General features: G+C 62.1%; 9 protein-coding genes and 1 tRNA gene. 5 read left to right on the forward strand and 5 right to left on the reverse strand.

Annotated features, from left to right (window positions below; translation table 11 throughout):
- Nucleotides 1-196: 196 nt before the first annotated feature.
- The gene (locus tag ACFC1I_RS14920; RefSeq protein ID WP_376010912.1) at nucleotides 197-1,159 is read right to left on the reverse strand and encodes a hypothetical protein; all 963 of its coding nucleotides are present in this window, start codon (nucleotides 1,157-1,159) and stop codon (nucleotides 197-199) included.
- On the reverse strand, nucleotides 1,156-2,310 hold the full coding sequence (locus ACFC1I_RS14925) for a hypothetical protein (protein WP_376010914.1): 1,155 nt from the start codon (nucleotides 2,308-2,310) through the stop codon (nucleotides 1,156-1,158). The genes ACFC1I_RS14920 and ACFC1I_RS14925 overlap by 4 nt, the downstream gene beginning before the upstream one ends.
- Before the next feature lie 191 nt (nucleotides 2,311-2,501).
- Between ACFC1I_RS14925 and ACFC1I_RS14930 the strand changes: the two genes are divergently transcribed.
- The 4 genes from ACFC1I_RS14930 to ACFC1I_RS14945 all read left to right on the forward strand — a co-directional run bounded on the left by ACFC1I_RS14930 (nucleotide 2,502) and on the right by ACFC1I_RS14945 (nucleotide 9,805).
- Nucleotides 2,502-3,878, forward strand: a complete 1,377-nt coding sequence (locus ACFC1I_RS14930; RefSeq protein ID WP_376010917.1) for a DNA cytosine methyltransferase — start codon at nucleotides 2,502-2,504, stop codon at nucleotides 3,876-3,878.
- Between the two features lie 24 nt (nucleotides 3,879-3,902).
- Entirely contained in the window at nucleotides 3,903-5,819 is a 1,917-nt protein-coding gene (locus ACFC1I_RS14935; protein ID WP_376010919.1) for a DUF262 domain-containing protein, read from the forward strand.
- A 265-nt stretch (nucleotides 5,820-6,084) separates the two neighbouring features.
- Entirely contained in the window at nucleotides 6,085-8,625 is a 2,541-nt protein-coding gene (locus ACFC1I_RS14940) for a Z1 domain-containing protein (protein ID WP_376010922.1), read from the forward strand.
- Between the two features lie 10 nt (nucleotides 8,626-8,635).
- The gene (locus ACFC1I_RS14945) at nucleotides 8,636-9,805 is read left to right on the forward strand and encodes a PD-(D/E)XK motif protein (RefSeq protein ID WP_376010923.1); all 1,170 of its coding nucleotides are present in this window, start codon (nucleotides 8,636-8,638) and stop codon (nucleotides 9,803-9,805) included.
- On the opposite strand, the gene ACFC1I_RS14950 is transcribed toward ACFC1I_RS14945, so the two are convergent.
- Together ACFC1I_RS14950 and ACFC1I_RS14955 are read right to left on the reverse strand one after the other, a co-directional pair.
- A complete protein-coding gene (locus ACFC1I_RS14950) occupies nucleotides 9,794-10,972 on the reverse strand; it encodes a restriction endonuclease (RefSeq protein WP_376010926.1) in 1,179 nt (392 codons plus the stop codon). The genes ACFC1I_RS14945 and ACFC1I_RS14950 overlap by 12 nt on opposite strands.
- A gap of 206 nt (nucleotides 10,973-11,178) precedes the next feature.
- Nucleotides 11,179-11,598: a very short patch repair endonuclease gene (locus tag ACFC1I_RS14955; RefSeq protein ID WP_376010929.1), complete on the reverse strand. Its 420-nt coding sequence runs from the start codon at nucleotides 11,596-11,598 to the stop codon at nucleotides 11,179-11,181.
- A 389-nt stretch (nucleotides 11,599-11,987) separates the two neighbouring features.
- On the opposite strand from ACFC1I_RS14955, the gene ACFC1I_RS14960 reads away from it, so the two are divergent.
- Nucleotides 11,988-13,118 (forward strand): tyrosine-type recombinase/integrase, encoded by a 1,131-nt coding sequence (locus ACFC1I_RS14960; RefSeq protein ID WP_376010931.1) that lies wholly within the window; start codon nucleotides 11,988-11,990, stop codon nucleotides 13,116-13,118.
- Between the two features lie 219 nt (nucleotides 13,119-13,337).
- Here the strand turns inward: ACFC1I_RS14960 and ACFC1I_RS14965 are convergent.
- Nucleotides 13,338-13,409: transfer RNA gene (locus ACFC1I_RS14965), tRNA-Arg, on the reverse strand.
- Nucleotides 13,410-13,427: the final 18 nt, after the last annotated feature.

The raw sequence follows: 13,427 nt of genomic DNA on the forward strand, positions 1-13,427 counted from the left end.
ACCCGGCTGGATCCACTTCTACAATCACCACAGGCGACACTCCGCAATCGGAGCCGCACCCTTCAGCAGACTCAACAACCTGCCTGGACATCACATCTAGATCGTGTGCCTTGCGTGTGTGGTGCGGAGGTCTGGCGGGTGAGCACTCGAGCAGCTACTTCCTCGAGGCTCGCTCTCGTAGTTTGCGATTGGCTTGTTAGGCGGCAGCTTCCTTTTTCGGCCGACGCCGCTTAGCCATCCTGGGCGGTCGATCTCCTCCGTCCGACAACGCCAATTTTGTTGCTTCGACCTCAGCCGAGACCCACTCGGCCAGAAACGAGAACTCGTCGAAGCCGCTAAGCGTGCGCTCGTCACCGAGGAGTTCGCACAGCCTCAGGCGGTCTAGCAGCAGCCCAACCGAGTACTTCATTTGACCGCGGACCTTCGCGTCACTCGGGATGGCATACGGGACACTCAACACAGTTACCGGGGGCTGACCGAACTTGATCCATGTCATCCATTGGGCCGGCTTGACATCAGAGGTCTTGCGCTCATAAGTCGCCTGGACGGTGCATTGTGCGAGCCAGACCGTAAATGATGGCGACTTGTCAGCGAATGGCCTCCAGACCGCGACATCGATCCCGCCGTCCTTATCGTCGTCATCGACGTCGTCCCAGACGACGCTCGCCTTCAGCCCCATCTCCTTCGCAAGCCACTCGACGGCCTCGCCAAGCTTCTCAGGGCGCCCGTCACCGTTGGGCCACCCGAAACGACGCCCCTCTCCGTGCCCTCCCACCTGCGCGATCAGGGCTTCGCGCGTCACCAACTCGAAAGATGGGTTGATCTCGTTGTATCGAGACTGCTTGCGATACGGCGCTGCTTCGATTGAGAGGACGAGAAGGAAGTCGTAGACGCGGCCATCCACCTCGGACGAACGGACGATCGATTCTTCGACCTCTCGGAACGGGTACACCCGAGGGGCGACCTCCGCCCGGCGACGAACCTCCGCGAAGAGCTGATCGAGTTCAGCGCCGTCCGGCGCTTGGCCGGATGGGAAGAGAGTAGTCACTGCAGCCCTCGAGATCGACTGCAGTCCGTTCAGCACCAAGTAGATTTCAATCCACTCGGCGAGCTCGAAGGATGTGAAGTCCGTAGGCTGCTCGAGCATTGCCGCGCTCATGAAGCCGCCTTGATCGCCGAGACCCGATCCTCCACCTGCGCGAGAACATCTAGATTCTCCTGGACCCGATCCGCCGTCGCGTTGTCGGCCGCCGTAGCTAGTTCCTTCCGCGCACCGTTCAGAGCTTCCGCAAACCTAACCGCTTCGTCCAGCGCAGCCAGTTCCGCCTGCGCTAGCGACTCACCGTCCTCGAGCGCACTGACACCCCGCGGATGCGCCAGTGCTCGGCCCAACCGGGACAGTTGACGGGAGTCAGAGATAACGCGACCCTCCTTGCTCTGCCGTCCCGCCGATCGATCCTCATGCGAGCGCGGCTCACCGAAGATCCAGGTCACCAATCGTTGCAGCGTCTGGCCGGCGTCATCTGGGAGAGGGTAATGCCCTTCCTCGACCTCACGTGGGGCGGGGGCACCGATGTAGTCACGGATGGGGGTGCTGGTCATGGCGCGGGTCCACACACCGAACTCGTCGACAATACGGTCGGGGTCCTCCATCTCGAAGATGTCCCGACCCTGCTCGACGATGGAGTAGTTGCGATAGAAAGACCGGACCTCCGAGACGTTTCGGCCGATTAGCTGTGCCACGTCCGAGGCTGACAATGGATTCGTCTCATCATCGATTAGGGAGGCGACGTAGCGCGCTTGTTGGTACGGATCCCACGGCGCGATGCCCGTCACGTGTCGGTAACCGAGGATTGGCGCAACATGATCCCGGGAAGGCGCGACTAGCACAGGAACTGAGGCGGGAAATTCAACATCAGGCGCGAACGTCCGCCATCTCGGATCGGTCATCGCGCGGCGGACGTCTTCCAGGAGGAGCCCTTGAAGGGCGGTCAAGCGCCTGTTGCCCTCTACCACTATGTAGGTGGGTAGTGTTGCACGAGCGGATCCCGCCTCGGCGCGCACCGCGGTTGTCTGCGGCTGGGAACCGTCGTCCGGGATCGCGATCAGGGGTTCCGACAGGAAAAACCCGTGGCGCGAGATCGACTCGGCGACCGATGCAGCGTCGAACTGTTTGTCCAGGTAGGCGTAGACATCGATGTCAGTGCGGAATTGAGCCGTGGCCGCTTTTGGGAATCGTGGGTTTCGCCAGTCGGGACGCAGACTCGATAGCGGAATTGTTTCGAGCACACCGCCGACTGTGTCAACCATCGCCAACCCTCCCGCACCCGCCCAGCGCAGGAGACAGGGACCACGATAGCCTTGCCCGGCGCGGCTCCGAGGTAGAGCCCGGGGCGGCGCGTCGATCGTTCGCGGGTGATTCATCGCCCCCGAGCGGCGTCGTCAGCGGGCGATGTCGCAGATCGCCGATAGGTTGAAGGGCGTGACGGAAGGGGACCTAGTTGACCGGGGGCGCCGATAGCTTTGACTTCATCGACCTGTTCGCCGGCCTCGGCGGCTTCCACGTAGCACTGGAGCAGCTCGGTGGCCGTGGCGTGTTTGCAGCGGAGTGGGAGCCGACGCTCAACCGGCTGTACGCCGACAACTTTCCGGGCACCGTTGTGTGGTCTGACGTGAACGAACTGGATACTCCGGAGACCATCTCCGCGCAGGTGCCGAATCACCAAGTCCTGACCGCAGGTTTTCCATGTCAGCCGTTCTCCAAAGCGGGGGAGCAGCTCGGGTTTGAACACACGCTCCAGGGACAACTCTTCTTTAGAGTTCTCGACATCCTGAAGGAGAAGCAGCCTCGCCGCTTCATCCTGGAGAACGTCCCCAACATCCTCCGCCACAAGAACGGAGAGACGCTCCGAACCATGCTGTCCGAATTGAGGGAAGCAGGCTACGAAGTGGACTGGAGGCAGTATTCGCCGCACGAGTTCGGCGTTCCGCAGATTCGTGAACGCGCGTACTTCGTCGGGTCTCTGGACGGACTTGACAGCTTCGTCTGGCCCGAGCCGACGAACGCAGCCACGGATATTCGAACTGTGCTCGATCCGGCCGCTAACCCGAGCCGAGTGATCCCCGCACAGACCGAGCGGGCGATCGATATGTGGGACGACTTCCTCGTCCGTTCGCCCGCAGGGGTCAAGCTGCCGTCGTTCCCGATCTGGTCTATGGAGTTCGGCGCAACCTACCCGTTCGCCGACAAGGGTACGCCGGCCGCGATCTGGGAGGAGGACGGACCTAGTGGACTCGCTACATTCCAGGGCAGCTTCGGACGTGAGCTCGCTGGGCTAACACGCCAGCAGCAGTATGACGTTCTTCCGAGTCACGCGCGCCGAGACGGAAGCTCGTCCTTTCCTCGCTGGAAACAGTCATTCATCCGGCAAAATCGGCAGTTCTTCAGCGACAACCACTCCTGGATCGTCCCCTGGATGAATGAATGGGAGCCGTGGCTGCTTCCGCAGAGCCTGCAAAAGTTCGAATGGAACGCCCAGGGCGGCGAGCGACGGATTGACAAGTATGTATTGCAGGTTCGCGCATCTGGCATACGAGTGAAGCGCACAACCACCGCACCGAGCCTCATCGCCATGACCAACACCCAGGTGCCGATCCTCGGCCGAGACATCCTGGGCGTCCGTCGGTACATGACGCCCAGAGAGTGTGCAGAATTGCAGAGCCTCGATGGTGTTCGACTTCCTGCCAGCGACGTCGCAGCATATAAAGCCCTCGGAAACGCAGTCAACGCGAGCGTGGTCAGGGCAATCGCAGAGCCGTTGCTCCGCGGAATCGACGTGGTGGAATCCCGCATCGCTCCAGCTAGCAAGGCCGCCTAGTCTGCCAACTGAGAGGCATGGATTGTGACGCAGCAACTTGATGAGATCGACGATGAAGTCGTTGAGGATCCGATCGTTCAGTCGCGGGCAGATGTATCCGAGCTGCTCGCGATCCTGTCGCAGGCAAGTGACGCTCCGACTGAGTTCGATGCGGCGGCCGCCCCCTTCAGCTCTGAGGAAGTGGACTTTTCGACTGATGCGTGGATTGCCCGGGTAGCCGACGTACAGGGCTGGCTTCGTCTCGACGAACCCCTACGTCTGCAGAGCACCGAGGAGTTCGTTCGCTCCCTGGCCGGTCTCCTCGGTTTCCGCGACGTTGCTGATGTGATTTCCGGGCCGGGGGAATCGCCGCATCTGACACTGGTGGGTCTTGATCGTCTCCGCGACCGGGCGGAGCGCGCAGTTCGTCTCCAGCAGTTGTTCCTCGAGAACTATGAAGGTGACGGCGGGACGCGTGAGACAGCGACCCGGAACTGGGTCGCGGCGTGGGAAGACGAGGAGGACGACCCCGCAGAGAACCTTACGCCTGCGCCCGTGTCCGCCAAGGCGGCGACGTGGCGTATCAACGAGTTCGTGGAAGCGGCGAAGGCAGGTCGTTTGAATCTGGCTCCGTCCTATCAACGCGGCGATGTTTGGGGGACGGGTGCACGCCAGATTCTGATTGAGTCCATCCTCCGCGGGATCCCACTTCCGTCCGTCATCTTGTTGAAGCCGTCGGGCGGTGCGGGCAAACCGTACGAGGTGGTGGACGGGAAGCAGCGGTTGACATCCATCCTGCGCTTCGTCGGCAAGCATCCGCTGGCGATCGAAACGGTTGCGGAGGCCGATCGGGCAAAGCCCGGTAACAATCTGCGTGAGCTTTTTGCGAACGATTACCCGAAATTCAAACGCGCATGGAAGGGGCTCTTCGGCGAGCCGATTACCGCGTCGATTGAGGAGAAGTACTTCTTCCCGTTCAAGCTTCGCACTGACGTCAGGGGTCTCGCCGGAGAGGCGTTGGAACCGCTCCGAGGCAAGTACTACACACAGGTCAAGGACAACCTCATCAAGGTTGCCGACGATGCGGTGACAGTAGGGGATGTCTTCGAGGGCTTCAGCGAGTACCTCGTCCCCATCATCGTGTACAACCGGGCGACACATGCGCAGATTCATGAGGTCTTCAACCTGTACAACAAGCAGGGGACTCACCTGAACGCGGAGGAGATACGGAATGCGATCTTCCATGAGCTTGAACTAACACGAGCGATCCTTGTCGCTGCGGGAGACTCCGACCCGCGAATACCGATCGATAGCGTTGCCCCGTCCTTGGTGGACGACTGGGACGAGATCGGAATCCTTCAGGAAACCCTCTCAGCGTACGAGTTCGGGACATCGCGCTACCGTCGCACCAAGGTGCTCTCGTGGATCATCGCGACCCTTCTTGGAGAGAAGCAGAGCGATAACCTGCCCTCGACAGCAAGGCACATCGACAACCTCCTCCAACGGGTCCAGAACGATCCACGAGACCCGCTTCGGGAGGCGGTGGCGCTCAAGGATCTTTTCTGCTTGATCTCGGACGCAGTCGACTTCCACGCCGGTCACGCGGAACTCTGGGCGCCCGTGTTCAGGGACGGCGGTGCCGGGACGAAGTGGCAGGAACTACAACTCGTAGGGAGCGTGCTCGGGGTCGCTATTGCGGCCGCAGCGCGACCAGGTGACTTCGAGGAGCTCTGCCTGGCTCATGCAGATGCGCTCTACTCGGCGAGCAAGTCGGACGCGTGGAGGCGGCCGGAGAAGACGCAGACGAAGACCCAGTGGGAGTACATATCCCGCGTCGCGCGGTCGATCATCGAGATCGTCGAAGTGGATCCGCAGCAGGCAGCGGAATCGTTGCGAGCGAGATTCGGCTCGTCGGGAGTCGATGCATTGCTGTCGGTGACTGGTGACAGTCCCCGCGAGTGAGGGGGGCGCGATCCCCGGGTACCACGAGCGCCTGTACGCAGATCCGCAAAGCGGTCCCCAGGTAGCAGACGGTTGGTGGGACCGGTACCTCGCGACTCTTAGCGGTCTGAGTCCCACCACGCGGGAGGTGCTGGCCCTGGATGCCGAGTACATCGTGGAGCGAGGGATCTTCGGAGTTGGGTCCCCCGATCCGGACGCTTGGCCTCAGAGTCGTCTACGTCGTGGGCTGGTGATGGGGTCGGTGCAGTCTGGAAAGACCGCCTCGATGCTTGGCGTCGCAGCGAAAGCACTCGATCGCGGCGTCGACATCATCGTGGTCCTCGCCGGCACGCGCCTCTCGCTCTGGCGTCAAACGTTCGGGCGGCTTCAGGCTCAACTCGATGTAGGGGTGGACTCTGTCGCGAAACAGCGGCGACGTGTCCTCGCGCCGGCGCCGGGTGCAATCTCTGAAGAAAGTGGAAGCATTCCACTCTCCAAGCTGTACCGACTTCAGCCCCCGCAGGTGCGGAGGGCGCTGGCAAGCGATCAGCCGCTGATCCTCGTCGCAATGAAGCAGACAGACCACCTGCGGGCACTCGGTCAGAGCCTCCGGGAGAGCGTGTTTCCTGCGATCGAGCGAAGGGGTCGAGCGGCTCACATGGTCGTGCTCGACGACGAAGCCGACGACGGCTCAGTTCTCGATGCGCGAATCGAGAACTCACTCAACCCGGTCTTCGGCAACTTGAAGCAGATTCCCAGAGCCATCGCGGATCTATGGGCGCCTCGCCTGTCGAGCGCTCCCAAGAATCTGTTCACGACTTACGCCGGCTATACGGCGACTCCACAAGCAAACTTTTTGCAGGAGGATCAGAACCCGCTTTTCCCGCAGGATTTTGTGGTTTCGCTGCGCACGCCATTCGACTCTGGGAGGATCGAGCCACGGTCATCCACATACTTTGAACCGGGCGGTCTCCGCGAGTACTACACCGGTGGCACGGCGTACTACGAACGTGGACGCGCGGCAGGACTATGCGTGCCGGTAGGTGCCAGTCCCGCCGATGACCTGGCAGAGGCTGTCCGTGCGTTTCTGATCGCCGGCGCCATTCGTCTCCTGCGCGATCCGGGCCGGCTGCGGCCGATGGCTGCTCGGGATCAGGCGTTTGAGAGCAGGGATGACGCGATGCGCCTATCGCCTGAGCCTCATTCCATGCTGATCCATCCCTCGGCTTCAGTCGGCGATCACTTCAGTACGGCAGTTCAGGTCCTCCGCTGGGCCGGCATCGAGACAGACGAGGAGGCATCCGACCTCGTTGAGTCCGGTCGGGCGTATCTGCCCGCGTCACTAGCCGAGAAGATCGGTGAGGAGGAACCGAAATGGGCGGCTTGGGTGGATCGATACCGGCGGTCGGCGGTGGAGTTGCAGCGAGCATTTGCCACACCGGCTCCAGCGACGATCCCCGGGTGGGCCGCGGTCAAGGAAGTGCTCTTGCAAGAACTCATTCCGAGCACAAGGGTGGCCGTCGTCAACAGCGATGCCGCTGCTGATGATCGTCCTGAGTACGAGCCGAAGCCGGATGCGGCAGGCTGGCTGGCCGCAAAGGATCTCTCCACGATCTTCGTGTCCGGCAATGTGATGGCACGAGGGCTGACCCTCGAGGGCCTAACCACCACTCTGTTTCTCAGGACCAGCGATCAGCCGCTGGCGGACAGCCAAATGCAGATGCAAAGGTGGTTCGGCTACCGGGGTCCCTACTTTGACTTGTGTAGGCTCTTCGCTTCCTCGAGCCAGTTGCGCTTCTTCGCTAAGTATCACGACGTGGATGAAGGCATGCGGCAGGTCATCGCATCGGAGATGACGACGGAGTCGGCCGCGCCGACGCCTGGCGTGCTGCAAGGCGCAGGCTTCCTGGCGACGGGAAAGATCGCGAACCTTGGAAATCAGCCGCTTTGTCAGGGCAGTAAGCCGCTCATCCGAATCGTCAACTCGGGGGAGCGAGAAGATCCGAACGCCGTTGTTGTCGCCGAGCTGTTCACGGAGAACCCGTCGCGAGATGTCTATGCCGGCGGAACGCTGCGGGGGCGGATGCTCGAAGAACCGTTGACGCTAACGCAGGCTGCAGATCTGCTTGATGGCCTGCGCTTCGACGGGTACAAGCCGGGATCCGCAAGCTGGCAGGGGACTCTCTGGGCCGAGGTACAGGCGAGGGTAGAAGAACAAGGGTCCTTGGCGCACTCCGACCCCCTCTACCGGCCGGCGGGGCCTCCCGAGGGTCGTGATCCTGATCCAGCCCGGAAAGACTGCCCCTACACTCTCGGTGCGTACCTCCGTCTTTGGGATGCTTGCCTAACTCGACGTGTACGCGGCCTGTTCCCGACGGACGACCCATCTCTTCCGTGGTCGACAGTTGATCTGAGCGTGCGCCGAGATCGGCGGCCGCGTTTCTGGGTCGGCATAAGGTACGGCGGCGAGTCTGCGGTGTCTCGCGGTCCATTGTCGGAGTTGGGGTTTGCGGTGCCGGCGGCAGGACGAAGTGTCGTAGCCGGTCGGCTCGGAGGTCCATGGGGATCGCAAGATCCTTCGGCCGGACCAGACGGGTTTCGGGGCGACGACTATATGGACTACTACTTCCGAGGTGAGCCGGTTGTAGGGATGGATGTCGCCGGCCATACGTGGCGTCCCGCCGGTTCTGATGGCCAGATCCTCTTCTACGTGAATCAACCGACTGGCCAGAAGCATCCGACGATCATTGCGGGAGTGTGCATTCCGATCGGCGGGCCGGATCAGTTCGCGGCCGCTTTCCCACCTCCGGCCTCATCGAGCGTGTAGGAAGATCTCCATGAATGCTGCACGCTACGAAGATCTTCTGGCGATGATCGAGGAGTTGTCCGCTGCGGACGATGCGACTGAGCGCGATGTCAGATGGGCGACCCAAGCCGGCGTGGTCGGCCTTGCGCGGGCTCATGACGGAAAGATCGAGATCTTCATGCGAGGCGAGCCGCTCATCGCGGTTTCGGCGACGATTCGAGAGGTGCTTGAGCATCAGGTATGGTTCCGTCGCGCTGGGCTCCCCGCAGTCGAAGCCAGCCGCCTTCTCTTGCCCGCTGCGGGCCACTATGACCAGATCGCGGCGTTCGTGTGCACTGAGCTGTTGCGCAACGGTGCGGACGCTGACCTCGCCACGGCGTTCCGACGAGCCGAGCCAATCATCGAGTTGGCGATCAGACGGCTTCGGCTATCCGACCAGGTATTGGTAGGTCTAGCAGGCGAACTCCTTCTCTTGGACGCGCTCTGTCAAAGATCAGACAGTAGCCAAGTCGGCACCGTTGTCAGCGGCTGGGACGGTTGGAGGGAGTCCGGCCGCGACTTCGCGGTGGGAACAGTCGGCGTCGAAGTGAAAGCGACGACTCGTGCAACCTCGGCGCACCAGGTGCAGGGGGTTCATCAGGTTGAACTCTACGACGGTGAGGACGGCGGCGACCCGGAAGACATGTTGTACCTCGTCAGCATTGGATTGATCTGGGAGAACCGCGAAGGATCCTTCAGCGTTCCGAGCCTGGTGGACTCAATCGTCCGTCGACTCGACGATGTCGGAACACGGGACGCTGTCGAGACGTTCTTGGCGCATGTTCGTGAGTATGGAGCATCGTCCGACGTGGGCTACGACCACAAGACGATGTCAACCGATCTTCGCTTCACTCGCGCTTTCGTGCCGCGCTTCGTTCGCGCTTACGACATGACCGACACGCAGATCGAGGTACTCAGGTCACGTGACATAGTGCCGCACCAGCACGTGGCCTCCGACTCCGTAACCTTCGGAATCGAACTTCCGGATCGTGTGTCCGGCGACTTAAATCCGATCTGGGGTCTTCACGAAGTTGCTGTGGCGATTCTTGACAGAGTCCCGCAGGGGATGGACGCTGTCGCGTTGCCGTTGGGGCGGACCTCTGGTCGGCTGAACGGAGCGACTGTGACGCGTAATTGGCGGTCTAGCGGCTCACCCAAGTGAGTCGGCGGGAAGAATCGACTCGATGTAGTCCTGAATGGCGCCCTGCGCAGTCACACCTGTTTGGAAGAGGAGTTCGACGATGTCGCGGCCAGACAGAACAATTATGGGATGGCGATCTTCTTTGAGTTCCGCGTACGCCTGTCGCTCGAGGTAGCTCGTTGTGACGAGAATCCCGAACTGCCTGTGGCGGAGTCGCGAGATTAGGCGAGACAGCTGCTTTACGCCTACCCCGCTGGTTGGCGAGTAGCACTTTGCCTCGACTGCGAAGTCGATCTCGATTCCGCTCAAGCCTGCGCCCAATCGATACTTTCCGATCGCATCGCGGCCGCCATCTCGGCTCGGCCTGGTCACCTCAATCTCGGCGGCCATTGGGAGGTATAACTGGACGAGGTGCGCCGCGAAATGCTCGAAGTCGTGTGGACGCTCGGAGAAGTACTCATAGATCGAGTGCAAGACCTCTCGCTGGGCGGCAGTTGCCGGCTCCTGCTCCTTCGGAGTGCGCACATCCCGCGTTCGCGGCGCTATCAGAGGGATAGGCACTCCGGTCTTGATCCACTTACGCCACGCTGCTGGCGCCTCGATCGTGTCCGCTGTGCCCCCGCTGATGACGTTGTTCAGCCACGTCCGAGGAAGAGTGGGCGCGTCCAAGATCGTGAACAACCCGCGGTAGTTCTGATATCGCTCGCCGCCCGTCGAGCGCCAGATGGCAACGAGCTCCTCCGAGGGTGCGATGCCGCGAACCCCGGGCACCGCCAGTCCGAGAAAGCGCTGGTTTCGACGTTCGCCCGTCGAACTGAACACCAGCACGGGCGGGAAAATGGCGCGTCCATGCTCGCTGGCGGCCGCCTCGAAGAGATGACGAAGAACCTCATTTCCGCGGATTGGTGTCTCATGAAGTTCGCGACCCGGGCGCCTGTTGTCGCCGTAGTAAGTAAAGACCCCGGTCTCCGAGTCGAGCGAATCGGGCCAATCAGCGCTGCGTCCCGTTGTAGTGAGGACGACCATGGAGGGCCGACCTGCCGAGCCAAGGTAGCGGATCCCACCCGACGCCTTCACGGATAGCAATCGCGCGAGCGGCTCCGCGCCCAGATGGTTGCTTTTACCTCCTTCGTACACCTCATCGACTACCAGGTCAGCACCCTCCAACAGATCAAAATCGACTGCCATCCCACGCTCCTCGTCTTCTCATATCGTGGCAGAGCGTCTTAGCGGATCTGGCGAGCAACTCGTCATTGTCCGGGCTCCCGTCCGTGCCTCGAGCGGCTGCACACGACTCGGCTGCGAACTCCGGCAAATCGCCGCGGCGCGGTTATGGCAGCGCAGTCAACGGTGTTTTGGTTCGCATCCAACGACGTCACGGATTAGTTGCTGGGTTACGCGGGCCTCTGCGTGACCGCGCTGCTGATTTGCTTGGCCGCGACTTCGGGGTCCTCATGTTCCCAAATTCGCAGCACCCGCCATCCCCGAGCTTCAAGTCGGGCGGTTGTGTCCAGGTCGCGTTCGTGGTTGCGGGCAATCTTGGCGCTCCAGTAGGCCACGTTTGTAGCTGGCGGCTTGAAGTGGTCGGGACATCCATGCCAATAGCAGCCGTCGATGAATACCGCGACTTTGGAACCCCTGAACAGAATGTCGGCTGTGCGACGCAGGTCCGCTTCGGGTCGAGCGTTGACCAGATAGCGAAGACCTGCGGCGTGGACGAGCCTGCGGACCGCGAGCTCTGCCCGCGTGTCGCGGCTGTGGTTGCCCTGCATGGTCCTGCGAGCGGCTTCGCTCGAAGCCCAAGACTCGTACATGCTTCGACCGTACCCACTGTCCACACGAGAGAGCCCCGGGGTGGTGGCATGCGAGGTGACGTCAAGTTGCGCTTGTCGCAGTCCCGCCCATCCCTTCGACATTCAGCCGTATCAGCGATCGGGCGCGGCGCAGTGCTGGGACCGTGAAATTGCACAGGACCGGAGCGCAGCGGAGGACCGAGCAAATGTCGCGAAAGCCCTGAACGGAGCCGCGCCCGATCGCCACGCTCTCGGCGTCGGAGGGACGCGATCCTCTCCTCGTCATCGACATATCGCGACGTTCCGCCTCAACGCCCGGCGTACCGTAACCGCGTGGTTGACGGGGTCGCCGCGGTGTCCGACACTGGGCCGATACTTGACCACATCCACCGGGTACCAGTAAGGCCGATATGGGCACCATCACCTCGTACGAAACGGCGAAGGGCCGCCGCTACCGCGTGCGCTACCGCAAGCCTGATCGCACCGAAACGCAGAAGCGCGGCTTCATGACGATGCGCGAGGCGAAGCTCTACCTGTCCATGGTCACCGTGTCCAAATCGAAGGGCGAATACATCGATCCCGTGGCATCGCGGGTGCCGGTCCGGATGTTCGCCGACAGCTGGCTCCGGTCGAAGCAGCCGCCTATGTCGAAGCCTTCGTACTACATGACGCTCGAGCGGGCGTGGAAGAACCACGTCGCTCCAGTCTGGGCAGACAGGGAGATCTGGTCGATCCGGCGGTCTGAAGTTCAGGACTGGGTTTCAGAGCTCGCGACGCAGAAGTCACGCACGGTCGTGCTTCGCGCGCTGGGAGTCCTCGCAGGCATCCTCGATGTCGCCATCGATGATCGTCGCCTTGCGAACAATCCGGCGCGACACATTCGCAATCTTCCTCGGAGCGGACCGGGCAAGCGCCGCGTCTATCTCTCGCACGACCAGGTGGCGACGTTGGCGGCATGCTCGGCGTATCCGACGATGGTGTTGACCTTGGCCTACACGGGCCTGCGGTGGGGTGAGGCGACGGGGCTGCGTGTGCGGAGTGTGAATCGACTGCGTCGGCGCTTCGTGATCGAGGAGAACGCGGTGATGATCGCGTACGAGATCCACGTCGGCACGCCGAAGACGCACGAGAAGCGCTCGGTGCCTTACCCCGCGCGGCTCGCTCCGATGATCGAGCAGGCGTGCGCCGGCAAGGGACCGGAAGGGCTGCTGTTCGGCGACGGCGTCAACCACATGCGCAACTCCGGCGCACAGGGATGGTTTGCGAACGCGGTCCGCCGTGCGCAGGCTGTGGACCCGTCGATCCCGCGGCTGACGCCTCACGACCTCCGCCACACCGCCGCATCGCTCGCGATCAGCTCGGGCGCAAACGTGAAGGCTGTGCAGCGGATGCTCGGCCACGCGTCGGCGGCGATGACGCTGGACACCTACGCCGACCTCTTCGACGACGATCTGGATGCCGTCGCATCGCGCCTCAACGACGCGATGCCGCTCGTGGCGCTGCCGTCAGGTCCGCAGACCCGCTACGCCCGACCGACGTAACGCCGGAGAGCAGACTGCTCAACTTCTCGATGAGGCTCAGGACGCCCGAAATGCTCGATTTCGTCGTTCTCAGGCGTCCAACGACGCTCCGTGAAGGGCGTCGAATCTGCCCGGTTTTCGGCTTACACGTTTCTCAAATGCGGCCAAAAAGCGGCCAAAAACGCATTCTGAGTGGTCTGACCACAGAAGAAATACCTGGTCAGAGGTAAAAAGAGACTGTGCCCCTGGAGGGACTCGAACCCCCAACCGTTTCCTTAGGACGGAACTGCTCTTCCATTGAGCTACAGAGGCTGGCCCCACGAGTCTACC

The sequence above is a fragment of the Microbacterium sp. NPDC056044 genome, from assembly GCF_042267145.1.
GTDB lineage: Bacteria > Actinomycetota > Actinomycetes > Actinomycetales > Microbacteriaceae > Microbacterium.

What these genes read in the sequence shown, in the direction of transcription:
- ACFC1I_RS14920 (WP_376010912.1), bottom strand. Translation starts at nt 1,159, where the DNA reads ATGAGCGCGGCAATGCTCGAGCAGCCTACGGACTTCACATCCTTCGAG.
- ACFC1I_RS14925 (WP_376010914.1), bottom strand. Translation starts at nt 2,310, where the DNA reads ATGGTTGACACAGTCGGCGGTGTGCTCGAAACAATTCCGCTATCGAGT.
- ACFC1I_RS14940 (WP_376010922.1), top strand. Translation starts at nt 6,085, where the DNA reads ATGCTTGGCGTCGCAGCGAAAGCACTCGATCGCGGCGTCGACATCATC.
- ACFC1I_RS14945 (WP_376010923.1), top strand. Translation starts at nt 8,636, where the DNA reads ATGAATGCTGCACGCTACGAAGATCTTCTGGCGATGATCGAGGAGTTG.
- ACFC1I_RS14950 (WP_376010926.1), bottom strand. Translation starts at nt 10,972, where the DNA reads ATGGCAGTCGATTTTGATCTGTTGGAGGGTGCTGACCTGGTAGTCGAT.
- ACFC1I_RS14955 (WP_376010929.1), bottom strand. Translation starts at nt 11,598, where the DNA reads ATGTACGAGTCTTGGGCTTCGAGCGAAGCCGCTCGCAGGACCATGCAG.
- ACFC1I_RS14960 (WP_376010931.1), top strand. Translation starts at nt 11,988, where the DNA reads ATGGGCACCATCACCTCGTACGAAACGGCGAAGGGCCGCCGCTACCGC.